This is a genomic window from Mycobacterium tuberculosis H37Rv (assembly GCF_000195955.2).
Classification (GTDB): Bacteria; Actinomycetota; Actinomycetes; order Mycobacteriales; family Mycobacteriaceae; genus Mycobacterium; species Mycobacterium tuberculosis.
In genome coordinates, this window is record NC_000962.3 from 2,056,175 (window position 1) to 2,082,590 (window position 26,416).

A 26,416-nucleotide genomic window follows, 5' to 3' on the forward strand; every position below is an offset into this window, starting at 1 on the left:
CAGTGGATGCGTCGAAGGGTCAATGAGGCTGGGTACTGAGACGGCCACGGTTGGAAGCCCGGCGCCCTGGCCGATGATCGATCAGGTCATCGCTGTATGGAGGCTGCCCACCCACGGTGCTCGGTTCGGTCCGGGATTCTGGCGCTTGTGTGTCATGTGCCCAAGTGTGCGATAAATATACCTGACCCGGGTAGGGCATAAAGTCTCTAACAGCACCGACCGGATAGGGAACAACGGCCTTCGGGCAAGCGGCTTCACTGTCAAGTCGTCACCTGTCACGCATGCGAGTCGTAGCCTGTCTGATGTGGATGCCGTCGCCGGATTCTTCTCAGCGCTGCCCGAGGAAATGCGGGACCCGGTACTGTTCGCCATTCCATGTTTTCTATTGCTGCTGATTCTCGAATGGACGGCGGCCCGCAAGCTGGAAAGCATCGAGACCGCTGCTACCGGGCAGCCACGGCCCGCCTCGGGCGCTTACCTCACCCGCGACTCGGTGGCCAGCATCTCGATGGGGCTGGTTTCGATAGCCACCACCGCCGGCTGGAAGTCCCTTGCCCTGCTCGGTTATGCCGCAATCTATGCCTACCTTGCCCCCTGGCAGCTGTCCGCCCACCGGTGGTACACCTGGGTGATCGCGATCGTTGGTGTCGATCTGCTGTACTACTCCTATCACCGCATCGCCCACCGAGTTCGGCTGATCTGGGCTACCCACCAGGCGCATCACTCCAGCGAATACTTCAACTTCGCCACCGCGCTGCGCCAGAAGTGGAACAACAGCGGCGAGATTCTCATGTGGGTTCCGCTGCCACTGATGGGGCTTCCCCCTTGGATGGTGTTCTGCAGTTGGTCGCTGAACTTGATCTACCAGTTCTGGGTGCACACCGAGCGGATCGACAGGCTGCCGCGGTGGTTCGAATTCGTCTTCAATACCCCGTCGCACCACCGGGTCCACCACGGAATGGACCCGGTGTATCTGGACAAGAACTATGGCGGCATCCTCATCATCTGGGACCGCCTGTTCGGTAGCTTTCAGCCGGAGCTATTCCGACCGCATTATGGCCTGACCAAGCGGGTCGACACGTTCAACATCTGGAAGCTGCAGACCCGCGAGTACGTGGCGATCGTGCGTGACTGGCGGTCGGCAACACGTCTGCGGGATCGGCTGGGCTACGTCTTCGGACCGCCGGGCTGGGAACCGCGCACCATCGATAAATCCAATGCCGCCGCCTCCCTGGTCACGTCTCGGTAACGTCGCGACCCGACATTGCGAAAGTATTACCGTCGGGTTTTGGTACGCCTTAGCCGTAACCGGCGGCGGGCGATGCGCTTGGCCCCGACGGATGGGAGTTCAAGGTGGTCCGCCTGGTACCACGCGCATTCGCAGCGACGGTCGCCCTATTGGCGGCCGGGTTTTCGCCGGCGACCGCCAGTGCCGATCCGGTCTTGGTGTTCCCCGGCATGGAAATCCGTCAGGACAACCACGTCTGCACCCTGGGCTACGTCGACCCAGCTCTGAAAATCGCGTTTACCGCGGGGCATTGTCGGGGCGGGGGAGCGGTCACCAGCCGGGACTACAAGGTTATCGGCCATCTCAGGGCCATCCGGGACAACACACCCAGCGGCTCCACCGTGGCCACGCACGAGTTGATCGCCGACTACGAGGCGATTGTGCTGGCTGACGACGTCACGGCAAGCAACATTTTGCCGAGCGGGCGTGCACTGGAATCCAGACCGGGTGTGGTTCTTCACCCGGGCCAAGCGGTCTGCCATTTCGGCGTCAGCACAGGCGAAACCTGTGGGACCGTCGAAAGCGTCAACAACGGCTGGTTCACCATGTCCCACGGCGTGCTCAGTGAGAAGGGGGATTCGGGGGGCCCGGTCTACCTGGCCCCCGATGGCGGCCCCGCGCAGATCGTCGGGATCTTCAACAGCGTCTGGGGCGGCTTTCCCGCGGCGGTGTCCTGGCGGTCGACGTCCGAGCAGGTTCACGCGGATCTCGGCGTGACGCCCCTTGCTTAGCAAGCACCCCGTTAGCGGCCACCAGGTTGATCGCCGTGTGTTTGCTAGAGCGGTGATCTCGGTTGTGTCAGACTTGCCGCGTGGGCAAACGCCGGGATGCGAGGGAACAGATCGAGGCGAAAATTGTCGAACTCGGCCGTCGCCAGCTGCTGGATCACGGCGCGGCCGGGTTGTCGCTTCGGGCAATTGCCCGCAACCTGGGCATGGTGTCCTCGGCCGTATACCGCTATGTGTCCAGTCGTGATGAGCTGTTGACTTTGCTGCTCGTCGACGCCTACTCCGACCTGGCCGATACCGTGGACCGAGCCCGCGACGACACCGTCGCCGACTCGTGGAGTGACGACGTCATCGCAATCGCTCGAGCGGTGCGCGGTTGGGCAGTCACTAACCCCGCCCGCTGGGCCTTGCTATACGGTAGCCCGGTTCCTGGTTATCACGCGCCGCCTGACCGTACCGCGGGCGTCGCCACCCGCGTGGTCGGAGCGTTCTTCGACGCGATCGCCGCGGGAATCGCCACCGGAGACATCAGGTTAACCGATGACGTTGCGCCGCAGCCGATGTCATCGGACTTCGAAAAGATCCGGCAGGAGTTCGGCTTTCCCGGCGACGATCGTGTCGTCACAAAGTGCTTTCTGCTCTGGGCGGGCGTGGTGGGCGCGATCAGCCTGGAGGTATTCGGTCAGTACGGGGCCGACATGCTAACCGATCCAGGAGTGGTTTTCGATGCCCAGACACGGCTGCTGGTGGCCGTGCTGGCCGAGCATTGAAGCTGCTGCAATCGGCGTGTCCAGCCGGAATTAGAACGTGTTCACTCAAGGCTACCAGTGCTGACACTTGCGGTGGTGGCAAATGCAATCTGAGCCCTTTCTGGCCTCTGGCAAGCTGGGCTGTCCTGCGAGACGCTCATCCTTCTCGTTCTGTCGCTGATACAGATCGCAGGGGTTACCCCCGGACCTAGAAGCCGCCGAAACGGCTCTCACCGGCTTGTTAGGCGTCCGGAAGCGGATTCGGATGCGCGATGTCCGCTTTGCGCACGACACCTGTAGCAGTCTGGGCAAGCCCGCGATGTCGTCGCGAGTATCTCGTTGAGCTATCTCGGAGAGATGCCCTTCGAGTTAGTATCGTCGGTTCGTGTAGAGAATATCTATAGTGACTTTTGCGGGACTGTGGGCCGGGTCTACACCAGGGGCTCGAAGCCGCATTGGCCGAAGCAAGCGGAGGTGCAAGTGCCGACATGAGCGGCGCCAATGAGCCGCGCCGGCGACGATGCAGTGGGGGTACCGCCCGCTTGCGGGGGACGAAGCGATGACGAGGAGCGGCGCCAATGAGCCGCGCCGGCGACGATGCAGTGGGGGTACCGCCCGCTTGCGGGGGACGAAGCGATGACGAGGAGCGGCGCCAATGAGCACCGACATACCCGCCACCGTTAGTGCGGAGACCGTGACGTCCTGGTCGGATGACGTCGATGTAACGGTGATTGGTTTCGGCATCGCCGGCGGTTGCGCGGCGGTCAGCGCGGCCGCCGCCGGCGCCCGGGTACTGGTGCTCGAACGTGCCGCCGCGGCGGGCGGCACCACCGCGCTTGCCGGGGGGCACTTCTACCTGGGGGGCGGAACCACGGTGCAGCTGGCGACCGGTCATCCCGATTCACCCGAGGAGATGTACAAGTACCTGGTCGCGGTCTCCCGAGAGCCCGATCACGACAAGATTCGCGCCTATTGCGACGGCAGCGTCGAGCATTTCAACTGGTTGGAGGGCCTGGGTTTTCAGTTCGAGCGTAGTTACTTTCCCGGCAAGGCTGTGATTCAACCCAACACCGAGGGCTTGATGTTCACCGGAAATGAGAAGGTGTGGCCATTCCTGGAGTTGGCGGTGCCGGCACCGCGCGGGCACAAGGTACCCGTGCCGGGCGACACCGGCGGTGCCGCCATGGTGATCGACCTGCTGCTCAAGCGAGCCGCAAGCCTGGGGATACAGATCCGCTACGAGACGGGCGCCACCGAGCTCATCGTGGACGGGACCGGCAAGGTAACCGGGGTGATGTGGAAGCGGTTCTCCGAAACCGGTGCAATCAAAGCGAAGTCGGTAATCATCGCGGCCGGCGGATTCGTGATGAACCCGGACATGGTGGCCAAATACACTCCGAAACTGGCCGAGAAGCCGTTCGTGCTGGGCAACACCTACGACGACGGGTTGGGCATCCGGCTGGGTGTATCAGCCGGCGGCGCCACCCAACACATGGACCAGATGTTCATCACGGCTCCGCCGTACCCGCCGTCGATCTTGCTCACCGGCATCATCGTCAACAAACTCGGACAGCGGTTCGTCGCCGAGGACTCCTACCATTCCAGGACCGCTGGGTTCATCATGGAACAGCCAGACAGCGCGGCGTATTTGATCGTCGACGAAGCCCACCTGGAGCACCCCAAGATGCCGCTAGTCCCGTTGATCGACGGCTGGGAAACGGTTGTGGAAATGGAAGCCGCGCTTGGCATTCCACCGGGCAACCTGGCGGCGACGCTGGACCGCTACAACGCCTACGCCGCGCGCGGCGCAGATCCCGATTTCCACAAGCAGCCGGAATTCCTTGCAGCACAAGACAACGGGCCGTGGGGGGCGTTCGACATGTCGCTGGGCAAGGCGATGTATGCCGGATTCACTCTGGGCGGGCTGGCCACGTCGGTGGACGGTCAAGTACTGCGCGACGACGGCGCGGTGGTGGCCGGCCTGTACGCGGTCGGGGCATGCGCGTCCAATATCGCCCAGGACGGCAAGGGATATGCCAGCGGGACCCAGCTGGGTGAGGGGTCGTTTTTCGGGCGTCGCGCCGGAGCGCATGCGGCAGCCCGAGCGCAGGGCATGTAAGCCTCCTCGCGCCGCGACTGGGAATCCTGCGACGCGACACGCCGACAAGGCGTCGTGAGATTCACAGTCGCAGCGCGGCTTCAGGTAAGACGCCGGGAGCGCGGTAGCCGGCCTCCCGGCTACGGTAACCCGTTCATCCCGTTCTTACCCAACAGCCCGCCGGCACCGCCGGTGCCCGCGCTGCCGTTAGGTGTGCCACTCCCGGCGTTGCCGCCGTTGCCGCCGTTGCCGACCAGGATGGCACCGCCGCCAGCGCCGCCGTCACCGCCCTTGGCACCGGTGCCGTTTCCTCCGGCGCCGCCGTCACCGCCGTCGCCGATCAGCCCGGCTTTGCCGCCGAGCCCACCGGCGCCCCCGGCACCGCCGAAGCCGAATCCGCCGGCGCCGCCGGCACCAAACAGCAGGCCCGCAGTGCCGCCGTTTCCGCCGGCGCCGCCCACCCCGGTAGCGCCACCGCCGAGTGCGCCGGCGCCGCCGGCCCCGCCGGCGCCTACCAGCAGGCCGGCGTTGCCGCCCGCCCCGCCGGCACCGCCGGTAGTGGACCCGACCCCACCCGCGCCGCCGGCACCGCCGTCGCCCCAGAGCAGGGCGGACCCGCCGGACCCCCCGGCACCGCCGTTCCCGACCAATCCGATTCCGCCGGCGCCGCCGGCCCCACCGACGCCGAACAGCCCACCGGCCCCGCCGGCACCACCGGGCCCGCCGGGGGCGGTGCCCAGGAATGCCACACCGTCACCGCCAACACCGCCCACCCCGCCGGCGCCGAACAGGAGCCCGCCATTGCCGCCGGCCCCGCCGGCACCGCCGGTGACATTAGTGCCGGTGCCGCCGGCCCCGCCGGCACCGCCCACGCCGAAGAACAACCCGCCGTCTCCGCCGGCCCCGCCGTCACCGGCGTCAGCCGCGAGTCCGCCGACGCCGCCGGCCCCGCCGGCGCCGAACAGCAGCCCGCCATTGCCGCCGGCCCCGCCGGCCCCACCAATACCGCCCACCCCACCACCGGCGCGTCCGCCGGCGCCGCCGGCCCCGCCGGCGCCGTAGAGCAGCCCGCCGGCCCCGCCGGCCCCGCCGAACCCTGCGGTGCCGGACGCTACGTTCCCCCCGGCGCCGCCGGCCCCGCCGTTGCCGAACAGGCCAGCGGCTCCGCCGTTGCCCCCGGGCATGCCGGCCGCGCCGGAGCCGCCGGCCCCGCCGTTGCCGATCAAGATTCCGCCGTCGCCGCCGTTTGCCCCGGTCCCCGGGGCCCCGTTGGCTCCGTTACCGATCAGTGGGCGCCCCAACAGCGCCAGGGCGGGGGCGTTGATCACGTCGAGCACACCCTCTAGCGGGGCCGCGCTGGCGGCCTCGGCGGCCGCATACGAGCCCGCCCCGGCGGTGAGCGCCCGCACGAACTGCTCGTGAAACAGCGCCGCCTGGGCGCTCAGCGCCTGATAGGCCTGGGCGTGTCCGGAGAACAATGCCGCCATCGCCGCCGACACCTCATCGGCGGCGGCGGCCAACACCGTCGTGGTCGGGACCGCGGCGGCCGCGTTGGCGGTGCCGATCGTCGACCCGATACCCGCCAAATCGGTCGCCACCGCCGCTAGCGCCTCCGGGATCGTGACCACAAATGACATCTGGCACCTCGTCAACACCCTGTGGCCCCGGCGCGGGGCCGCTACCGATCGCCTGGTCACTCCCCAGAGATCGACGGATTCAGCGTATCGCGATCACGGAAGCGGCCACGCCGATTTGGGAAGCTCGTCCCGGCTTACACTTCGGCGGGCGCCGCCTCGACTGGGGCCAGCCGCCATTGGCCGCCACCGAGTAGTTCGAGCTGGTTTTCGTGCAGCCGCTCGAGGGCGGGGCGATGGCTGACGCTGATCACGATGCAGTCCGGCAGCTCGCTGCGCAGCAATTGGTAGAGCGCAAACTCCAGCCCGGTGTCCAGCGCCGAGGTACTTTCGTCGAGGAAGACCGCCTTGGGTTTGGTGAGCAGGATGCGAGCAAAGGCAACACGTTGCTGCTCACCGGGGGAGAGCACCTTGGCCCAGTCGCGTTCCTCGTCCAGCCGGTCACACAGTGGGGCCAGCGCCACCTTGGTCAGCGTGTCCCGCAGGGTGGCGTCGGGGATGGCGGCCGCAGAGTTGGGGTAGCACACCACGTCACGCAGCGTCCCCAGCGGCACATACGGCAACTGCGACAAGAACATCGTCTCGTTCTCGCCGCCCGGCCGGTGCAGGGTCCCCGATGCGTAGGGCCACAGTTCCGCCAGACTGCGCAGCAGCGTGGTCTTGCCGGCCCCAGAACGCCCGGTGATCACCAGCGAGCCTCCGCGGTCCAGCCGCACATCGAGCGGGTCGATCAACCGATCGCCGGCAGGCGTACGCACCTCGATGTCGTTGAGCTCGACGGACTCGTCGTCGCTCGGTCGGGTCAGGACCGCGGGCAGGGCGCGGCCTTTCTCGTTGGCGTCGACCAGCCCATGCAATCGGATGATTGCTGCGCGGAAGGACGCAAACGCGTCGTAGTTGTTGCGGAAGAACGACAACGAGTCGTGAATGTTGCCGAAGGAAGTCGCCGTCTGCCCGACATCGCCGAAGTCGATCTGCCCGGCGAATAATCGAGGCGCCTGGATGACCCACGGCAACGGAACAATTGTCTGGCTCACCGACAGATTCCATCCATTGAATGCGATGCTGCGCCGAACGTAGCGACGGTAATTGTCGATCACCGGCGTGAACCGCCGCTGTAGCTGGGTACCTTCCACCCGCTCGCCGCGGTAGAAACCCACCGCCTCGGCGGCGTCGCGTAGCCGAACCAGCGCGTAACGGAAAGCGGCATTGAGCTTTTCATTGCGGAAGCTGAGCCAGATCAGGGGCCGCCCGATGATGAACGAGATGACCGTGGCCACGAACACATAGACCAGCACGGTCCAGAACATTGCGCGCGGGATGGACACGCCGAAGATATTCAGGGTGCCCGAGAGATTCCACAGGATCGCTGTGAAAGAAATCACCGAAATGATCGACTGCACGGCCCCGAAAAGCAGCGTGCTGGCCGTCCCGTTGGAGGGAGCATTCGGAGTGCCGCCTGCCCCGGCGGTGAAGATATCGACGTCTTGCTGAATGCGCTGGTCGGGGTTGTCGATCGTTTCGTCGATGAACAGGTCTCGGTAGTAGGCCCTGCCGTCGAGCCAGTCTTGTGTGAGGTGGTGGGTTAGCCAGACCCTCCAGGCGATGATGAAGCGCTGCGTCAAGTAGATGTCGGCCATGACCCGGGTCACGTGCAGCACGGCCATCACGCTGAAAACCCCGATCGACATCCAAAATCCTCGCACGCCTGAGCGTTTGACCGTGCCATCGCCAGAGGCGATGCCCTCGAAGGCCTTCTGCAAGGCCGTGTACATGTCGTTGCCTTGGTAGCTGAATAGCACATTCAGGCGCACTGCCAGCACTACCGAAAGCAACAACACGCCGAGCATCAGCCACACGCGAACGCTGTTGGGGCCAACGAAGTATGCGCGGGTGATCCGCCAGAACTGCCGGCCCCAGGGCGTCAAATACCTGAGCAGAACCAATATCGCGAGCACACAGATGGCACTGATCGTCCAGGCTTTGCCGACCCAATACACGGAATCCGGGAATGCTCTAGACCAATCGATGGACGGCTTAAACAATTTCGGGCCCAAGGTCGACGTCTCCTCACAAACAGAAATCCTTCGGGCGAAGGTACCCGAAGGTTGTCGATAGGCTGCCGATATGAGCACCGACACCGCCCCGGCCCAGACCATGCATGCTGGCCGGCTTATCGCGCGCCGACTTAAAGCCAGTGGTATCGACACGGTCTTCACGTTGTCGGGCGGCCACCTGTTTTCCATCTACGACGGCTGCCGTGAGGAGGGCATCCGCCTGATCGACACCCGCCACGAACAAACCGCCGCCTTTGCCGCCGAAGGCTGGTCGAAGGTGACCAGGGTGCCGGGCGTGGCCGCGCTCACCGCGGGGCCGGGGATCACCAACGGGATGAGCGCGATGGCGGCGGCCCAGCAGAACCAGTCACCACTGGTGGTGCTCGGCGGCCGGGCGCCGGCGCTGCGCTGGGGTATGGGCTCCCTGCAGGAGATCGATCACGTGCCGTTTGTGGCGCCGGTGGCCCGCTTCGCCGCTACAGCGCAGTCAGCCGAGAACGCGGGCCTGCTGGTCGATCAGGCGTTGCAGGCGGCGGTGAGTGCGCCGTCGGGTGTGGCATTCGTCGACTTCCCGATGGATCACGCGTTCTCCATGTCCTCAGACAATGGCCGCCCCGGCGCGCTCACCGAGCTACCGGCCGGTCCCACCCCAGCCGGCGACGCCCTGGACCGGGCGGCGGGCCTGCTTTCGACGGCCCAGCGTCCGGTCATCATGGCAGGTACCAACGTCTGGTGGGGCCATGCGGAGGCGGCATTGCTGCGTCTTGTCGAGGAACGGCACATTCCGGTGCTGATGAACGGGATGGCGCGCGGCGTGGTGCCCGCCGATCACCGGTTGGCCTTCTCACGGGCGCGGTCAAAAGCGCTGGGGGAGGCTGATGTCGCGCTGATCGTCGGTGTGCCGATGGATTTCCGTCTGGGCTTCGGTGGGGTATTCGGGTCGACAACGCAGCTCATCGTGGCAGACCGCGTCGAACCCGCACGCGAACATCCGCGACCAGTCGCGGCGGGGCTCTATGGGGATCTGACCGCCACCCTTTCGGCGCTGGCCGGATCTGGCGGCACCGACCACCAGGGCTGGATCGAGGAGCTCGCGACGGCCGAGACCATGGCGCGTGATCTCGAGAAGGCCGAGCTGGTCGATGACCGGATCCCATTGCATCCGATGCGGGTGTACGCCGAGCTGGCCGCGCTGCTGGAGCGGGATGCTCTAGTCGTTATCGATGCGGGCGATTTCGGGTCGTACGCCGGCCGGATGATCGACAGCTATCTGCCAGGCTGTTGGCTGGACAGCGGTCCGTTTGGCTGCCTGGGGTCGGGTCCCGGCTACGCCCTGGCTGCCAAACTGGCGCGGCCGCAGCGCCAGGTCGTGCTCTTGCAGGGCGACGGCGCGTTCGGGTTCAGCGGCATGGAATGGGACACGCTGGTTCGGCACAACGTGGCGGTCGTGTCAGTGATCGGCAACAACGGCATCTGGGGTTTGGAGAAGCACCCGATGGAAGCGTTGTACGGCTATTCGGTGGTGGCCGAACTGCGCCCGGGAACCCGCTACGACGAGGTGGTGCGCGCACTGGGCGGCCACGGCGAGCTGGTGTCGGTGCCCGCTGAACTTCGGCCGGCGCTGGAACGGGCCTTTGCCAGTGGCCTGCCCGCTGTGGTCAACGTGCTCACCGACCCAAGCGTGGCTTATCCACGCCGATCCAACCTGGCTTGACGTCCAGCCGGGCCGTGAACGTGCACGGTTGTCCACGAATTGCGGCCTGTCGGTGTACAGACACGCACCCTCGCGGCCGGCCGGCATTCGCGTACCGTTGGTTTGTGCCCAAGACCACCCGCGCTCAACCCGGCCGGCTGAGCAGCCGATTCTGGCGATTGCTCGGCGCCAGCACCGAAAAGAACCGGAGCCGCTCCCTGGCGGATGTAACCGCTTCGGCAGAATACGACAAGGAAGCTGCCGATCTGTCCGACGAGAAGCTGCGTAAGGCGGCAGGCCTGCTCAACCTCGACGACCTCGCGGAGTCCGCCGATATCCCGCAGTTTCTCGCGATTGCCCGGGAAGCCGCCGAGCGGAGGACCGGGCTGCGACCATTTGATGTGCAGTTGCTTGGCGCGTTGCGCATGCTCGCCGGAGACGTGATCGAGATGGCCACCGGTGAGGGCAAAACCCTTGCCGGGGCGATCGCGGCCGCCGGTTATGCGCTGGCCGGCCGGCACGTGCACGTCGTGACGATTAACGATTACCTGGCCCGCCGCGATGCGGAGTGGATGGGCCCGCTGCTGGACGCGATGGGCCTGACGGTCGGCTGGATCACCGCGGACTCGACCCCTGACGAGCGCCGGACCGCATATGACCGTGATGTCACCTATGCCTCGGTCAACGAGATTGGCTTCGATGTACTGCGCGATCAGTTGGTGACTGATGTCAATGACCTGGTATCGCCCAATCCAGACGTGGCTCTCATCGACGAAGCCGACTCCGTGCTGGTCGACGAGGCGCTGGTGCCCCTGGTGCTGGCCGGAACCACACATCGTGAGACGCCGCGGCTGGAGATCATCCGGCTGGTCGCTGAGCTTGTTGGCGACAAGGACGCCGACGAGTACTTTGCCACCGATTCCGATAACCGCAATGTCCACTTGACCGAGCACGGGGCACGCAAAGTCGAGAAAGCGCTCGGTGGCATCGACCTGTACTCCGAGGAGCACGTCGGCACCACACTGACTGAGGTCAATGTCGCGCTGCACGCGCATGTGCTCCTGCAACGCGACGTGCACTACATCGTCCGCGACGACGCGGTGCACCTGATCAACGCGTCGCGTGGCCGTATCGCGCAACTGCAGCGCTGGCCGGACGGGTTGCAAGCTGCGGTCGAGGCCAAGGAAGGTATCGAGACCACGGAAACTGGGGAAGTGCTCGACACCATCACGGTGCAGGCCCTGATCAACCGGTATGCGACTGTGTGCGGAATGACGGGAACCGCGCTGGCCGCCGGTGAGCAGCTACGGCAGTTCTACCAGCTCGGTGTCTCACCGATACCACCGAACAAGCCAAACATCCGCGAGGACGAGGCCGACCGGGTCTACATCACCACTGCAGCCAAGAACGACGGGATCGTCGAGCACATCACCGAGGTGCACCAGAGGGGGCAGCCTGTGCTGGTCGGTACCCGCGACGTGGCCGAATCCGAGGAACTGCACGAACGCCTGGTGCGCCGCGGTGTGCCCGCCGTGGTGCTCAACGCGAAGAACGACGCCGAGGAGGCCCGGGTCATCGCCGAGGCCGGCAAATACGGCGCGGTCACGGTGTCAACTCAAATGGCCGGGCGCGGCACCGACATCAGGCTCGGCGGGTCCGACGAAGCTGACCACGACAGGGTCGCGGAATTGGGCGGCCTGCACGTGGTCGGCACTGGCCGTCACCACACCGAGCGGCTAGACAACCAGCTGCGCGGTCGGGCCGGGCGCCAGGGAGATCCCGGGTCGTCGGTGTTTTTCTCAAGCTGGGAAGACGATGTCGTTGCGGCCAACCTCGACCACAACAAGCTGCCGATGGCAACCGACGAAAATGGCCGGATTGTCAGCCCGAGGACGGGTAGTCTGCTCGACCATGCCCAGCGCGTTGCCGAGGGCCGGTTATTGGATGTGCACGCCAACACGTGGCGCTACAACCAGCTGATCGCCCAGCAGCGCGCCATCATCGTCGAACGGCGTAACACGTTGTTGCGCACCGTAACCGCGCGTGAGGAACTCGCCGAACTGGCGCCTAAGCGGTACGAGGAGCTGTCCGACAAAGTATCCGAGGAACGCCTCGAGACGATTTGTCGGCAGATCATGCTGTATCACCTCGACCGTGGCTGGGCCGATCACCTGGCGTATCTGGCCGACATCCGGGAGAGCATCCATCTACGCGCGCTGGGCCGGCAGAACCCACTCGACGAGTTTCACCGGATGGCTGTGGACGCGTTCGCGTCGCTGGCCGCCGACGCCATCGAGGCGGCTCAACAGACGTTCGAAACCGCGAACGTCCTTGACCACGAGCCGGGGCTGGACCTGTCCAAACTGGCCCGGCCGACGTCGACATGGACCTACATGGTCAATGACAACCCACTGTCCGATGACACGCTTTCTGCCCTCAGTCTGCCCGGGGTGTTCCGCTGAGCTGCCCAGCGTAAGCGCCGAGCGTAACGCCACTGCGAAATTTCGGGCAGAAAATCGCAGTGGCGTTACGCTCGCGGCTAGGGGTGCCCCCACAGCCCGCCGTTTCGGCGCGCATCGTCGCCAGGCTAGATCCGATTGCCCGGCTCCTCAGCCCGCCGTTTCGGCGCGCATCGTCGCCAGGCTAAGGTCACGGCTCATGGAGCCGGTGCTCACGCAGAATCGGGTGCTGACTGTCCCCAACATGTTGAGCGTTATTCGCCTCGCGCTCATCCCAGCATTCGTCTACGTCGTGCTCAGCGCGCACGCCAATGGCTGGGGGGTAGCGATCCTGGTGTTCAGTGGCGTTTCGGACTGGGCTGATGGCAAGATTGCACGGCTACTAAACCAGTCATCGCGGCTGGGCGCGCTGCTGGACCCGGCCGTTGATCGCCTCTACATGGTCACTGTTCCTATCGTGTTTGGCCTGAGCGGCATCGTGCCGTGGTGGTTTGTCCTTACGTTGCTGACCCGCGATGCGCTGCTGGCTGGGACGCTGCCGCTGCTATGGAGCCGTGGACTGTCAGCGCTACCGGTGACCTACGTCGGTAAGGCAGCGACTTTCGGCTTCATGGTTGGCTTTCCGACCATTCTGTTGGGGCAATGCGATCCATTGTGGAGCCATGTGCTGCTGGCCTGTGGTTGGGCATTCTTGATCTGGGGTATGTATGCCTACTTGTGGGCCTTCGTGCTGTATGCAGTGCAGATGACGATGGTGGTGCGGCAGATGCCTAAGCTCAAGGGCAGGGCTCATCGGCCGGCGGCCCAGAACGCTGGTGAACGTGGCTGAGTCTGACCGGCTGCTCGGCGGCTACGACCCCAACGCCGGCTACAGCGCCCACGCAGGGGCGCAGCCACAACGCATCCCGGTTCCGTCGTTGCTGCGCGCGCTGCTATCAGAGCATCTGGATGCTGGATACGCGGCGGTTGCCGCCGAGCGCGAGCGTGCTGCGGCACCACGGTGTTGGCAAGCCCGCGCCGTCAGCTGGATGTGGCAGGCATTGGCCGCGACCCTAGTCGCCGCCGTGTTCGCTGCCGCGGTAGCGCAGGCGCGCTCGGTGGCACCCGGCGTGCGCGCCGCCCAACAGTTGCTCGTTGCGAGTGTGCGATCAACCCAGGCCGCCGCGACCACGTTGGCTCAACGGCGCAGCACACTCTCGGCGAAAGTCGACGACGTGCGGCGGATCGTACTCGCAGACGACGCCGAGGGACAGCGGCTGCTGGCCCGTCTCGACGTGCTTAGCCTGGCCGCGGCCAGCGCACCGGTTGTCGGGCCTGGTCTGACGGTGACCGTGACCGATCCCGGTGCGAGCCCTAATCTTTCCGACGTGTCCAAGCAGCGGGTCAGCGGTAGCCAGCAAATCATCCTCGACCGCGATTTGCAGCTCGTCGTCAACTCACTGTGGGAAAGTGGCGCCGAGGCCATCTCGATCGATGGCGTCCGGATCGGGCCGAACGTCACGATCCGGCAAGCCGGCGGAGCAATCTTGGTCGACAATAATCCCACGAGTAGTCCCTACACCATCTTGGCGGTCGGGCCGCCACATGCCATGCAGGACGTCTTCGATCGCAGCGCCGGGCTGTACCGCCTGCGGCTGCTGGAGACCTCCTACGGTGTCGGCGTCAGTGTGAACGTCGGCGACGGTCTGGCATTGCCTGCCGGTGCGACCCGGGATGTCAAGTTCGCCAAACAGATTGGGCCCTAGTGAGAGAAGTCCTGGTGAATAGGAAACCATGGGGAGCGATACGGCCTGGAGTCCGGCGCGCATGATCGGGATCGCGGCGCTCGCCGTTGGAATCGTGCTGGGTTTGGTTTTCCATCCCGGCGTGCCAGAGGTCATCCAGCCGTATCTGCCGATCGCGGTGGTCGCCGCGCTCGACGCGGTGTTCGGTGGCTTGCGCGCCTATCTCGAGCGGATCTTTGACCCGAAGGTCTTCGTGGTTTCGTTCGTGTTCAACGTTTTGGTGGCTGCCCTAATCGTCTATGTCGGTGACCAACTGGGCGTCGGCACACAGTTGTCCACCGCGATCATCGTCGTGCTGGGCATCCGCATCTTCGGCAACACCGCGGCCTTGCGGCGGCGGTTGTTCGGAGCGTGACGGAGATGAGATCACCGTGAGTGAGAATCGCCCAGAACCCGTGGCAGCCGAGACTTCCGCCGCCACAACTGCGCGTCACTCCCAAGCCGACGCGGGCGCTCACGACGCCGTGCGACGTGGTCGTCACGAACTACCAGCCGACCATCCGCGCTCCAAGGTCGGACCGCTGCGGCGGACAAGATTGACCGAAATACTGCGGGGTGGTCGCTCGCGTCTGGTGTTCGGGACGCTTGCGATCTTGTTGTGCTTGGTTCTGGGGGTTGCCATAGTCACTCAGGTCCGTCAGACCGACTCCGGTGATTCATTGGAAACAGCCCGTCCTGCAGACCTATTGGTGTTGTTGGATTCGTTGCGGCAACGCGAGGCCACGTTGAACGCCGAAGTGATCGACCTTCAGAACACGCTGAACGCGTTGCAGGCATCCGGCAACACCGATCAGGCAGCGTTAGAAAGCGCCCAGGCTAGATTGGCCGCGTTGTCCATCCTGGTCGGCGCCGTGGGTGCCACCGGGCCGGGCGTCATGATAACGATCGACGATCCGGGACCCGGAGTAGCGCCTGAGGTGATGATCGACGTGATCAACGAACTGCGTGCCGCTGGAGCCGAGGCGATCCAGATCAACGATGCACACCGGTCGGTGCGGGTCGGGGTTGACACCTGGGTTGTCGGTGTGCCCGGCTCACTGACAGTCGACACCAAGGTCCTGTCCCCGCCGTATTCGATTCTGGCGATTGGTGATCCTCCAACGCTGGCCGCGGCGATGAACATTCCTGGTGGTGCACAGGACGGTGTCAAACGCGTCGGCGGGCGGATGGTTGTGCAGCAGGCCGACCGTGTGGACGTGACCGCCTTGCGGCAACCAAAACAGCACCAATACGCTCAGCCCGTCAAGTGAACTAGCCCAACTCCGAGCCGACCAGAATAGGATTACCGTGAGCGATATCCCGTCCGATCTGCACTACACCGCCGAACACGAGTGGATTCGCCGCAGTGGCGACGACACCGTCCGGGTGGGGATCACCGACTATGCACAGTCGGCGCTTGGCGACGTCGTTTTCGTTCAGCTACCCGTTATCGGCACCGCGGTCACCGCCGGCGAGACCTTCGGCGAAGTGGAATCGACGAAATCTGTGTCGGATCTCTATGCGCCCATTTCGGGTAAGGTGTCTGAGGTCAACAGCGATCTGGACGGCACTCCGCAATTGGTGAATTCCGACCCCTACGGAGCCGGCTGGCTGCTGGACATCCAGGTCGACAGCTCGGATGTCGCTGCCCTGGAGTCAGCTTTGACGACACTGCTCGACGCTGAGGCCTACCGCGGCACACTGACCGAGTGACGATTGCTAAGGTCCCTGCCAGCGTCACGTGGGAGGTCGCGGGTCTGCACGGATCCGGGCCGGGCAGGGCAATCGAGCCTGGGATCCGCTGGGGTGCGCACATCGCGGACCCGTGCGCGGTACGGTCGAGACAGCGGCACGAGAAAGTAGTAAGGGCGATAATAGGCGGTAAAGAGTAGCGGGAAGCCGGCCGAACGACTCGGTCAGACAACGCCACAGCGGCCAGTGAGGAGCAGCGGGTGACGGACATGAACCCGGATATTGAGAAGGACCAGACCTCCGATGAAGTCACGGTAGAGACGACCTCCGTCTTCCGCGCAGACTTCCTCAGCGAGCTGGACGCTCCTGCGCAAGCGGGTACGGAGAGCGCGGTCTCCGGGGTGGAAGGGCTCCCGCCGGGCTCGGCGTTGCTGGTAGTCAAACGAGGCCCCAACGCCGGGTCCCGGTTCCTACTCGACCAAGCCATCACGTCGGCTGGTCGGCATCCCGACAGCGACATATTTCTCGACGACGTGACCGTGAGCCGTCGCCATGCTGAATTCCGGTTGGAAAACAACGAATTCAATGTCGTCGATGTCGGGAGTCTCAACGGCACCTACGTCAACCGCGAGCCCGTGGATTCGGCGGTGCTGGCGAACGGCGACGAGGTCCAGATCGGCAAGTTCCGGTTGGTGTTCTTGACCGGACCCAAGCAAGGCGAGGATGACGGGAGTACCGGGGGCCCGTGAGCGCACCCGATAGCCCCGCGCTGGCCGGGATGTCGATCGGGGCGGTCCTCGACCTGCTACGACCGGATTTTCCTGATGTCACCATCTCCAAGATTCGATTCTTGGAGGCTGAGGGTCTGGTGACGCCCCGGCGGGCCTCATCGGGGTATCGGCGGTTCACCGCATACGACTGCGCACGGCTGCGATTCATTCTCACTGCCCAGAGGGACCATTACCTGCCGCTGAAGGTGATCAGGGCCCAGCTGGACGCCCAGCCCGACGGTGAGTTGCCACCATTCGGATCTCCTTACGTTCTACCGCGATTGGTGCCCGTAGCCGGCGACAGTGCTGGCGGCGTCGGGTCGGACACCGCGTCCGTGTCGCTCACGGGTATCCGGCTCAGTCGGGAAGACCTCCTGGAACGATCGGAAGTGGCCGACGAGCTACTGACGGCCCTGCTCAAAGCCGGTGTGATCACCACCGGGCCGGGCGGCTTCTTCGACGAACACGCCGTCGTGATCCTGCAATGCGCACGAGCGCTGGCCGAATACGGCGTCGAGCCGCGGCATCTACGCGCCTTCCGCTCCGCGGCCGACCGGCAGTCCGACCTGATTGCCCAGATTGCCGGCCCGCTCGTCAAGGCCGGCAAGGCCGGTGCCCGCGACCGGGCCGACGACTTGGCCCGTGAGGTGGCCGCGCTTGCTATAACTTTGCACACGTCGCTGATCAAGTCTGCGGTTCGCGACGTTCTTCACCGCTGAGGACTAGACTTCGTTCGACAGCTTGGTGTTCGACGTCACGGTAGAGACGTGGCGCCCACCGCGTCGTCGCACCGAGCGTGAGTCGGACACCGGTTGCATGTGCGGAGGGCAGACGCAGATGGGTGAAGTTCGTGTTGTCGGCATTCGCGTCGAGCAGCCGCAGAACCAGCCGGTGCTGTTATTGCGCGAGGCCAACGGTGATCGATACCTGCCGATCTGGATCGGCCAGTCGGAGGCTGCCGCTATCGCGCTGGAGCAGCAAGGCGTCGAGCCGCCACGTCCGCTGACCCATGATCTGATCAGGGATCTCATTGCTGCGCTGGGGCATTCGCTCAAAGAGGTGCGCATTGTAGACCTGCAGGAAGGAACTTTCTACGCTGATCTGATCTTCGACCGCAATATCAAGGTGTCCGCCCGTCCCTCGGACTCGGTGGCAATCGCATTGCGAGTGGGTGTTCCGATCTACGTCGAGGAGGCCGTACTAGCCCAGGCCGGTCTGCTGATTCCCGACGAAAGTGACGAGGAGGCCACCACCGCTGTTCGCGAGGACGAGGTGGAGAAATTCAAAGAGTTTCTCGACAGTGTGTCACCTGACGATTTCAAGGCCACCTAGCGCGGCGACGATGCGCGCCGGGACGGCGGGCTGAGGAGGCGCGCGATAAGGCCGAGCGCGGCGACGATGCGCGCCGGGACGGCGGGCTGAGGAGGCGCGCGATAAGGCCGAGCGCGGCGACGATGCGCGCCGGGACGGCGGGCTGAGGAGGCGCGCGATAAGGCCGAGCGCGGCGACGATGCGCGCCGCGACGGCGAGCATCCATTATTTGCCGGCCAGCAACGTCACGGCTGCGTCTCATCTCTGGCTGCAATTGTCGACACGCCTAGCGGTTAGTGCCTAATGCGCCCGGCGACCGCGATACTTTGATCACGACCTGATAGTTAACCGGGAGCATCGCGCCCATCGAACAGCGTATGCTCTCTAACACTCGGGCCCTCAGTAATGGCTGTCGGGGGAGCCAGTGACGCAGCTAGTGACAAGAGCGCGATCGGCGAGAGGAAGCACCTTGGGCGAGCAGCCACGTCAAGACCAGCTCGACTTTGCTGACCACACGGGCACTGCTGGTGATGGTAACGACGGCGCCGCTGCGGCCAGCGGACCCGTGCAGCCCGGCCTGTTCCCCGACGATTCCGTTCCTGACGAGTTGGTAGGTTATCGCGGACCGAGCGCCTGCCAGATCGCTGGGATCACCTACCGCCAGCTCGACTATTGGGCGCGCACATCGTTGGTTGTGCCGTCGATCCGTAGTGCGGCAGGATCCGGCAGCCAGCGGCTGTACTCGTTCAAGGACATCTTGGTTCTCAAGATCGTCAAACGGTTGCTCGACACCGGTATCTCGCTGCACAACATCCGGGTTGCAGTTGACCATCTGCGCCAGCGTGGCGTCCAGGATCTGGCCAACATCACCTTGTTCTCCGATGGGACCACCGTGTACGAGTGCACGTCGGCCGAGGAGGTCGTCGACCTCCTGCAGGGCGGCCAGGGTGTGTTCGGCATCGCCGTCTCGGGCGCGATGCGGGAGCTGACGGGTGTTATCGCCGACTTCCACGGTGAGCGCGCCGACGGCGGGGAGTCGATTGCTGCCCCCGAAGATGAACTGGCCTCCCGACGCAAGCATCGCGACCGCAAGATCGGCTAGCCGAGAGTTCCCCCGCGAACAGACACAGAATCGCACGCGGCAGGCTCCTCGGATGCGATTGTGTGTCTGCTCGGCAGTAGACTGGACAACGCATCGCTCTAGTGCGGGAGAGTTCTGTGGCTGCCAGCTACGGACGCCGAAGGAGCAATACCTCTCCGTCAACCTCTCAGGCACCCGGACCGCGCGAGACTACGATGCCTCTGGAAAGCGGTGGCGACCCCTGGCGGTCCTCACCCGCCGATGGGGAAAGGCGATTCACCTGACGGTGGACAGAGTCGCCGAATCTCTCAGGCGCCTGGCGTGCAGGTGAAGACAGAGGGAGAGGGCCGCTAGTCCTCTGCTTTGTCAGGAGTTCACCGTGTCCGACCATTCGACGTTCGCAGACCGGCACATCGGTCTGGACAGCCAGGCCGTCGCGACCATGCTCGCCGTGATCGGGGTGGATTCGCTCGATGACCTGGCAGTCAAGGCGGTCCCGGCGGGCATCCTAGACACACTCACCGACACCGGAGCCGCACCGGGTTTGGACAGTCTGCCACCGGCTGCCAGCGAAGCCGAGGCGCTGGCCGAGCTGCGAGCGCTGGCCGACGCTAACACCGTCGCCGTGTCGATGATCGGGCAAGGCTACTACGACACACACACCCCCCCGGTGCTGTTGCGCAACATCATCGAGAACCCGGCCTGGTATACCGCCTACACGCCGTACCAGCCCGAGATTAGTCAGGGTCGGCTGGAAGCCTTGCTGAACTTCCAGACCCTGGTCACCGATCTGACCGGCCTCGAGATCGCGAACGCGTCGATGCTCGACGAGGGCACCGCGGCGGCCGAGGCCATGACTTTGATGCACCGCGCGGCCCGCGGGCCGGTGAAGAGGGTGGTCGTGGACGCCGACGTGTTCACCCAGACCGCGGCGGTGCTGGCCACCCGCGCCAAGCCGCTGGGTATCGAGATCGTCACGGCCGACCTGCGCGCCGGTCTGCCCGACGGCGAATTTTTCGGCGTCATCGCCCAGCTGCCCGGGGCCAGCGGCCGGATCACCGACTGGTCTGCCCTGGTGCAACAGGCCCACGACCGTGGCGCACTGGTGGCCGTCGGCGCCGACTTGTTGGCGCTGACGCTGATCGCGCCGCCCGGAGAGATCGGCGCTGACGTCGCCTTTGGCACCACACAACGGTTCGGAGTGCCGATGGGGTTTGGCGGCCCGCATGCCGGGTACCTTGCGGTGCACGCCAAGCATGCGCGTCAGCTGCCCGGCCGGCTGGTCGGTGTGTCCGTCGACAGTGACGGCACGCCGGCCTATCGGTTGGCGCTGCAGACTCGCGAGCAACACATCCGCCGCGACAAGGCCACCAGCAACATCTGCACCGCACAAGTGCTGTTGGCGGTGCTTGCCGCGATGTACGCGAGCTACCACGGCGCGGGCGGGCTGACCGCCATCGCACGCCGGGTGCATGCCCACGCCGAGGCTATCGCCGGTGCACTGGGCGATGCGTTGGTGCACGACAAGTACTTCGACACGGTGTTGGCCCGGGTGCCCGGTCGTGCCGACGAGGTGCTGGCCAGGGCCAAGGCCAACGGCATCAACCTGTGGCGTGTCGACGCCGACCATGTGTCGGTAGCCTGCGACGAAGCCACCACTGACACCCACGTGGCGGTCGTTCTGGACGCGTTCGGTGTAGCGGCCGCCGCACCCGCCCATACGGACATCGCAACGCGCACATCGGAGTTCCTGACGCATCCAGCGTTCACGCAATACCGCACCGAGACGTCGATGATGCGGTACTTGCGTGCGCTGGCGGATAAGGATATTGCCCTCGACCGCAGCATGATTCCGCTCGGCTCGTGCACGATGAAACTCAACGCCGCCGCCGAGATGGAGTCGATTACCTGGCCTGAATTCGGGCGTCAGCATCCATTTGCCCCGGCATCTGATACCGCTGGGCTGCGTCAACTTGTTGCCGACCTACAGAGTTGGCTGGTGCTGATCACCGGTTATGACGCGGTGTCGCTGCAACCTAACGCGGGCTCGCAAGGCGAGTATGCGGGCCTATTGGCGATCCACGAGTACCACGCCAGCCGGGGTGAACCGCATCGCGACATCTGCCTGATCCCGTCCAGCGCGCACGGCACCAATGCCGCGTCAGCCGCCTTGGCCGGCATGCGCGTGGTGGTGGTGGACTGCCACGACAACGGCGACGTCGACCTCGATGACCTGCGCGCTAAGGTCGGGGAGCATGCCGAGCGGTTGTCGGCGCTAATGATCACCTACCCGTCCACTCACGGCGTGTACGAACACGACATCGCCGAGATCTGCGCTGCCGTGCACGACGCGGGCGGCCAGGTATACGTCGACGGAGCCAACCTCAACGCCCTGGTCGGCCTGGCCCGGCCGGGCAAGTTCGGCGGTGACGTCAGTCACCTCAACCTACACAAGACATTCTGCATTCCGCACGGCGGCGGTGGCCCAGGCGTCGGCCCGGTGGCGGTGCGGGCGCACCTGGCACCGTTTCTGCCAGGTCACCCCTTCGCCCCCGAGCTGCCCAAGGGCTATCCGGTGTCGTCGGCACCATATGGGTCGGCTTCGATTCTTCCGATCACCTGGGCATACATCCGGATGATGGGGGCTGAGGGACTGCGGGCGGCATCGCTGACAGCGATCACGTCGGCTAACTACATTGCGCGCCGCCTTGACGAGTATTACCCGGTGCTGTACACCGGCGAGAACGGCATGGTCGCCCACGAGTGCATCCTGGACTTGCGCGGTATCACTAAGTTGACCGGTATCACCGTCGACGATGTCGCAAAACGGCTGGCAGACTATGGTTTTCACGCACCAACGATGAGTTTTCCGGTGGCCGGTACGCTCATGGTGGAGCCCACCGAGAGCGAGAGCCTGGCCGAAGTGGACGCCTTCTGCGAGGCCATGATCGGCATCCGCGCCGAGATCGACAAAGTCGGGGCCGGGGAGTGGCCTGTCGACGACAATCCGCTGCGCGGCGCACCGCACACCGCGCAGTGCCTGCTGGCGTCTGATTGGGACCACCCGTATACGCGGGAACAGGCCGCCTACCCGCTCGGCACCGCATTCCGACCCAAGGTTTGGCCCGCGGTACGTCGCATCGACGGCGCCTACGGGGATCGCAACCTGGTCTGCTCATGCCCGCCGGTAGAGGCTTTTGCCTAAACGCTCGTCGACCGGCCCCCGGTCGAGCTCGAGGCCCGGGTGCTACTGGGTGGGTAGCTGACGTGTCGGCTGCTATGGGTCGTTGTCGGGGTTGCGGAGTTTTTCGGGGTGGCGGCAGGTGTTGGTGCGGGGTTGACCGTGGTCGGAGGTGGGGTGGGGAGCTATTCGGTGTCGCCACCCGCGCTCCAACAATGCCAGCTGTTGCGGGGTGCTCAGCGACAAAGGTTCAGCCGAAGCGCTCAATGATCGCGGCGGCGATCCGGTCGGGGGCGTCCTCCTGGATGAAGTGTTTGGCGTTGGGCAGCTCCACCAGGACGTGGTCGGGAAATGTCGCACTCAGTCTGGGGATAATCGTTTTCGGCCTGAATGCGACATCCTTCATCCCCCAAATCAACAGGGTGGGCTTGGTGCCCAGCGTGGCTGGCACCTCCCGGGCGAGCCGTGCCAGCAGGGGACGGGCGGCCAGGATCTGTTTGGGCATCTCGGCTACGCCTCGGCGTGCCGCGGCGTTGGGCTGCACCGCCCGGTAGTGCGCCATCACCGCGCTACTCGGCCGGTGCTCGGTTCCCGCGGGTATCAAGCGCTCGACAAAGAAGTTGCGCCGTAAGATCGCGTACTGCACTGGCGGGCTGGACATCACCCTGCTGAAGGCCTTCATCGCCAGCGTGTCCGCCGGCCAGAACCACGTGTTGCCCAACACGACGCCGCGGACCCGGTCGGCACGCTCGACAGCGACCGCCATGCTGATCGGGCCACCCCAGTCCTGACCCATGCTCAGGTAGCGGTCCAGGCCCAGGTGATCGACGAATTCGCCGATCACCCGCGCGTGCTCGTCGATCTGGTACCCGAATCCCGAGGGACGCTCCGATAACCCGAAACCCAGATAATCCGGAGCCACACAACGGAAACGGTCCCGCAGTGCGACGATGATGTCCCGATACAGGAAACTCCACGTCGGGTTGCCGTGACACAACAGGATCGGCGGACCCGTGCCCTCGTCGACGTAGTGGATGCGTCCACGCGAGCTGTCGAACCAGCGCGACTCGAACGGGTACAGCTGCGGATCCGGCGTGAAATCGATGCTCATTACCCTCCTCCGATCGCGCTCATGATGGTATGCCCGAAGGGTGACATCACCGAGTGTCCGGGAGTGGCGTGACGGTGGCCGCTGGCTGCCGACGGCTGTCGGAAAGGTGTTCGTCCGGTCGGGGCCGGGCGACACGCCAACAATGCTCCTGCTGCATGGCTATCCGTCCAGTTCGTTCGACTTCCGGGCGGTGATTCCACACCTGACCGGCCAGGCTTGGGTAACGATGGATTTTCTGGGCTTTGGCTTGTCCGACAAGCCGCGCCCGCACCGGTACAGCCTGCTGGAGCAGGCCCACCTGGTGGAAACGGTGGTCGCCCACACCGTGACCGGCGCGGTCGTCGTGCTGGCCCACGACATGGGCACGTCGGTGACCACCGAGCTGCTAGCCCGTGATTTGGACGGCCGGTTGCCGTTCGATCTCCGACGTGCGGTGCTGAGCAACGGCAGTGTGATCTTGGAGCGGGCCAGCCTGCGTCCGATCCAGAAAGTACTGCGCAGCCCGCTTGGTCCGGTCGCTGCCCGGCTGGTCAGCCGCGGTGGCTTCACACGAGGGTTTGGCCGGATCTTCTCCCCAGCGCACCCGCTGTCGGCGCAGGAGGCCCAAGCCCAGTGGGAGTTGCTGTGCTACAACGACGGCAACCGGATCCCGCACCTGCTGATCAGCTACCTCGACGAGCGGATACGGCACGCGCAGCGCTGGCATGGCGCGGTCCGCGATTGGCCCAAACCGCTTGGGTTCGTGTGGGGACTCGACGATCCGGTGGCAACAACCAACGTGCTCAATGGACTACGGGAATTGCGCCCCAGCGCCGCCGTCGTGGAACTGCCAGGGTTGGGCCACTACCCGCAGGTCGAGGCTCCCAAAGCATATGCCGAGGCCGCGCTATCGCTGCTCGTCGACTAGCCGGCTACGGCTGTATCACGGGCAGATCGATGCGAGAGGCATGCATCCGGCTACGGTAGACGCGCACGGTCGGTGCGCAACCGGGAAGGATGGCGAAGTGGCTTGCGTCCGCGCCGGCGATGGCGATGCGGATGCGGTGCCCCGGTTGGAACAGATACGACGTCGGCAGCAGGTCGAATGTCAGCCGGGCAATCTCGCCCGGGACTAGGGGCCACGCGTCCCCGCTCGCGAACGTTCGGTAGGGGACCACCTGGCGGTACGGCGGCGGCCCGTCGCTGAGCCGGCGGTGGATGGCGCGTAGCTGGCCCTCGGTGATGTAGGCGACACGGCCGCGCGGATCGACGTCTTCCAGATAGACGAAGAAGGTGCCGTCGCTCGACGTCGACGTGATAAACAGCGTGACCACCACATGACCGGTCACCTCCAGGGGATGGTCGAGCGGTGCGGAGGTATAGGTCAGCAGCTTGGCATCCTGGGCCTTGCGGTCCGGGTAGCAAACGTGTCCACCGATGCCCACTTGCGAGCGCCAGCGTGAGCGCTCGCCCGTTCCGGCCGTCTGATCCACCACGTATTCGTCTGCACCGCTGTCGCAATCGGGTGCGTCCGGGCGCAGCTGTCGGTCTGCGGACAGGTAGTAGCTCTGCGTGGTGGCGGGCGGCGGCCAGGTGTCGGCCGACTTCCAGCGGTTCTCGACCATGGTGAAGTAGTGCACCGGCGGCTCGGAGCCGATGCCCGTATCGGCCCCCTTGACGTGATGGTCGATGAACCTCAACAGCTCGCCGTCGTGATCGAAGTCGGGTCTGCTGAGCCCGCGCAGTGGGTCGACGCGCCAGCCGCCGGTGTGGTTCCATGGACCGAGGATCAAGTGGCTGCCCGGGGTGGAGACGGTCAGAAAACGTTTGATTGCGGCATGCGCATACCCGCCGTCGAACCAGCCGCTGTAGCTGTAGATGGCCGCTCCCGACGCCTGCACGTCACGCCAATAATTGTGCGGGCTGATCAGGTTGATGCTGCCCGACTCGATCGGTGTACCGATCGGCTCGAGCCGGGCGTCAGGTTGGCCACGATAGGGATCCGAGGCGGATACGTCGTCCCGGAACGTCAATGACCCCGCGATCTGGTGAACGTCGTAGTTGCCGCGATGCGCGGCGATGGCCCCGTCCCGCAGCGAGCGATCACGGTCCTCCTGCACCGGCTGCATGCCGGTCACCGGGAGCTTCGCCCACCACCCGACCACTTCGTGCAGGGCGTTGCGGTCGAGCGCCTCGTTGTAGCGTCCCCAGGTGTCGGTGAACCAGGCGGCGTGGATGCCGCCGGGGAACGCGATGTCGGTGTAGACGTCGAACAGCGAGAAGCACGGGGCGATCACCCGCACCGCGGGATGCTGGTTGACCAGCAGTAACTCGGCCGACGTGCCGTCGTACGAATTTCCCAGCGCAGCGACCGTTCCGTTGCACCAAGGCTGGCGCACGATCCAGTCGACGATCTCGGCGCCGTCCCGGATCTCGTCGGAGGACCATTCGCACACGCGGGCGCCGAACGACGCGCCCGATCCGCGCACATCCACATCGACCCAGGCGTAGCCGCTGGCGACGAAACGTCTCCGACGACGCTTATCTGCGGCGATGTGCTGGAGGGGCTTGCCCCCGAGCAACATCCGCAACGGCCAGCGCAACTGCAGCGACCGGTAGTAGCGGGTCTGATGCAGGATCGCGGGCAGCCTTGCGGCACTCGTCAGGCCCGCGGGCAGGTAGAGGTCGATGGCGATGCGCACCCCGTCGCGCATCGTCACATAGCACGAGGAGTAGCGCATCCCACGATATCTCGGGTAGGCGGATCGTTGGTCCGGCGCGGAGTACCAGGCCGCATCCGAGCCGCCGCGTCTGGTCATCGG

At 65.3% G+C, this 26,416-nt stretch carries 22 protein-coding genes and 2 other annotated features; of the genes, 18 read left to right on the top strand and 4 right to left on the bottom strand.

What is annotated here, in order from left to right:
* Window positions 1-346: 346 nt before the first annotated feature.
* The 4 genes from erg3 to Rv1817 all read left to right on the top strand — a co-directional run bounded on the left by erg3 (window position 347) and on the right by Rv1817 (window position 4,884).
* Window positions 347-1,249, top strand: a complete 903-nt coding sequence (erg3, locus tag Rv1814) for a membrane-bound C-5 sterol desaturase (RefSeq protein NP_216330.1) — start codon at window positions 347-349, stop codon at window positions 1,247-1,249.
* Between the two features lie 104 nt (window positions 1,250-1,353).
* On the top strand, window positions 1,354-2,019 hold the full coding sequence (locus tag Rv1815) for a hypothetical protein (protein NP_216331.1): 666 nt from the start codon (window positions 1,354-1,356) through the stop codon (window positions 2,017-2,019).
* 62 nt (window positions 2,020-2,081) lie between these two features.
* Entirely contained in the window at window positions 2,082-2,786 is a 705-nt protein-coding gene (locus Rv1816) for an HTH-type transcriptional regulator (protein ID NP_216332.1), read from the top strand.
* Window positions 2,787-3,266: 480 nt separating this feature from the next.
* Window positions 3,267-3,324 (top strand) — a repeat region (58 bp Mycobacterial Interspersed Repetitive Unit,Class III).
* Between the two features lie 19 nt (window positions 3,325-3,343).
* Window positions 3,344-3,401: a repeat region (58 bp Mycobacterial Interspersed Repetitive Unit,Class III), on the top strand.
* Window positions 3,402-3,420: 19 nt separating this feature from the next.
* Entirely contained in the window at window positions 3,421-4,884 is a 1,464-nt protein-coding gene (locus tag Rv1817; protein NP_216333.1) for a flavoprotein, read from the top strand.
* Between the two features lie 119 nt (window positions 4,885-5,003).
* On the opposite strand, the gene PE_PGRS33 is transcribed toward Rv1817, so the two are convergent.
* Both PE_PGRS33 and bacA read right to left on the bottom strand, forming a co-directional pair.
* A complete protein-coding gene (gene PE_PGRS33, locus Rv1818c) occupies window positions 5,004-6,500 on the bottom strand; it encodes a PE-PGRS family protein PE_PGRS33 (RefSeq protein ID YP_177846.1) in 1,497 nt (498 codons plus the stop codon).
* 134 nt (window positions 6,501-6,634) lie between these two features.
* A complete protein-coding gene (gene bacA, locus Rv1819c; protein NP_216335.1) occupies window positions 6,635-8,554 on the bottom strand; it encodes a vitamin B12 transport ATP-binding protein BacA in 1,920 nt (639 codons plus the stop codon).
* A gap of 70 nt (window positions 8,555-8,624) precedes the next feature.
* Here bacA and ilvG point away from each other — a divergent pair, with 70 nt between their 5' ends.
* From ilvG to gcvB, 13 genes are all read left to right on the top strand, one after another.
* Window positions 8,625-10,268: an acetolactate synthase large subunit IlvG gene (gene ilvG, locus Rv1820; RefSeq protein ID NP_216336.1), complete on the top strand. Its 1,644-nt coding sequence runs from the start codon at window positions 8,625-8,627 to the stop codon at window positions 10,266-10,268.
* Window positions 10,269-10,282: 14 nt separating this feature from the next.
* Complete coding sequence (gene secA2, locus Rv1821; protein ID NP_216337.1) at window positions 10,283-12,709, top strand: accessory Sec system translocase SecA2; 2,427 nt, start codon at window positions 10,283-10,285, stop codon at window positions 12,707-12,709.
* A gap of 196 nt (window positions 12,710-12,905) precedes the next feature.
* Window positions 12,906-13,535, top strand: coding sequence for a CDP-diacylglycerol--glycerol-3-phosphate 3-phosphatidyltransferase (pgsA2, locus tag Rv1822; RefSeq protein NP_216338.1), 630 nt, complete (start codon window positions 12,906-12,908; stop codon window positions 13,533-13,535).
* Window positions 13,528-14,451: a hypothetical protein gene (locus Rv1823; RefSeq protein NP_216339.1), complete on the top strand. Its 924-nt coding sequence runs from the start codon at window positions 13,528-13,530 to the stop codon at window positions 14,449-14,451. Before pgsA2 ends, Rv1823 begins: the two co-directional genes overlap by 8 nt.
* 28 nt (window positions 14,452-14,479) lie before the next feature.
* Window positions 14,480-14,845, top strand: a complete 366-nt coding sequence (locus Rv1824; protein NP_216340.1) for a hypothetical protein — start codon at window positions 14,480-14,482, stop codon at window positions 14,843-14,845.
* Between the two features lie 16 nt (window positions 14,846-14,861).
* Window positions 14,862-15,740: a hypothetical protein gene (locus Rv1825; RefSeq protein NP_216341.1), complete on the top strand. Its 879-nt coding sequence runs from the start codon at window positions 14,862-14,864 to the stop codon at window positions 15,738-15,740.
* A gap of 37 nt (window positions 15,741-15,777) precedes the next feature.
* Window positions 15,778-16,182: a glycine cleavage system protein H gene (gcvH, locus tag Rv1826; protein ID NP_216342.1), complete on the top strand. Its 405-nt coding sequence runs from the start codon at window positions 15,778-15,780 to the stop codon at window positions 16,180-16,182.
* Window positions 16,183-16,421: 239 nt separating this feature from the next.
* A complete protein-coding gene (gene garA, locus Rv1827; protein ID NP_216343.1) occupies window positions 16,422-16,910 on the top strand; it encodes a glycogen accumulation regulator GarA in 489 nt (162 codons plus the stop codon).
* Window positions 16,907-17,650 (top strand): HTH-type transcriptional regulator, encoded by a 744-nt coding sequence (locus Rv1828; protein ID NP_216344.1) that lies wholly within the window; start codon window positions 16,907-16,909, stop codon window positions 17,648-17,650. Before garA ends, Rv1828 begins: the two co-directional genes overlap by 4 nt.
* 118 nt (window positions 17,651-17,768) lie before the next feature.
* Window positions 17,769-18,263 (top strand): hypothetical protein, encoded by a 495-nt coding sequence (locus tag Rv1829; RefSeq protein ID NP_216345.1) that lies wholly within the window; start codon window positions 17,769-17,771, stop codon window positions 18,261-18,263.
* Between the two features lie 403 nt (window positions 18,264-18,666).
* Window positions 18,667-19,344 (top strand): HTH-type transcriptional regulator, encoded by a 678-nt coding sequence (locus Rv1830; RefSeq protein ID NP_216346.1) that lies wholly within the window; start codon window positions 18,667-18,669, stop codon window positions 19,342-19,344.
* 52 nt (window positions 19,345-19,396) lie between these two features.
* Window positions 19,397-19,654: a hypothetical protein gene (locus Rv1831; RefSeq protein NP_216347.1), complete on the top strand. Its 258-nt coding sequence runs from the start codon at window positions 19,397-19,399 to the stop codon at window positions 19,652-19,654.
* Window positions 19,655-19,702: 48 nt separating this feature from the next.
* Entirely contained in the window at window positions 19,703-22,528 is a 2,826-nt protein-coding gene (gene gcvB / locus Rv1832) for a glycine dehydrogenase (protein ID NP_216348.1), read from the top strand.
* A 226-nt stretch (window positions 22,529-22,754) separates the two neighbouring features.
* On the opposite strand, the gene Rv1833c is transcribed toward gcvB, so the two are convergent.
* Window positions 22,755-23,615 (bottom strand): haloalkane dehalogenase, encoded by an 861-nt coding sequence (locus Rv1833c; RefSeq protein NP_216349.1) that lies wholly within the window; start codon window positions 23,613-23,615, stop codon window positions 22,755-22,757.
* Window positions 23,616-23,655: 40 nt separating this feature from the next.
* Here Rv1833c and lipZ point away from each other — a divergent pair, with 40 nt between their 5' ends.
* On the top strand, window positions 23,656-24,522 hold the full coding sequence (lipZ, locus tag Rv1834; RefSeq protein NP_216350.1) for a hydrolase: 867 nt from the start codon (window positions 23,656-23,658) through the stop codon (window positions 24,520-24,522).
* Window positions 24,523-24,526: 4 nt separating this feature from the next.
* Here lipZ and Rv1835c read toward each other — a convergent pair whose 3' ends face one another.
* Complete coding sequence (locus tag Rv1835c) at window positions 24,527-26,413, bottom strand: serine esterase (RefSeq protein ID NP_216351.1); 1,887 nt, start codon at window positions 26,411-26,413, stop codon at window positions 24,527-24,529.
* Window positions 26,414-26,416 lie beyond the last annotated feature (3 nt).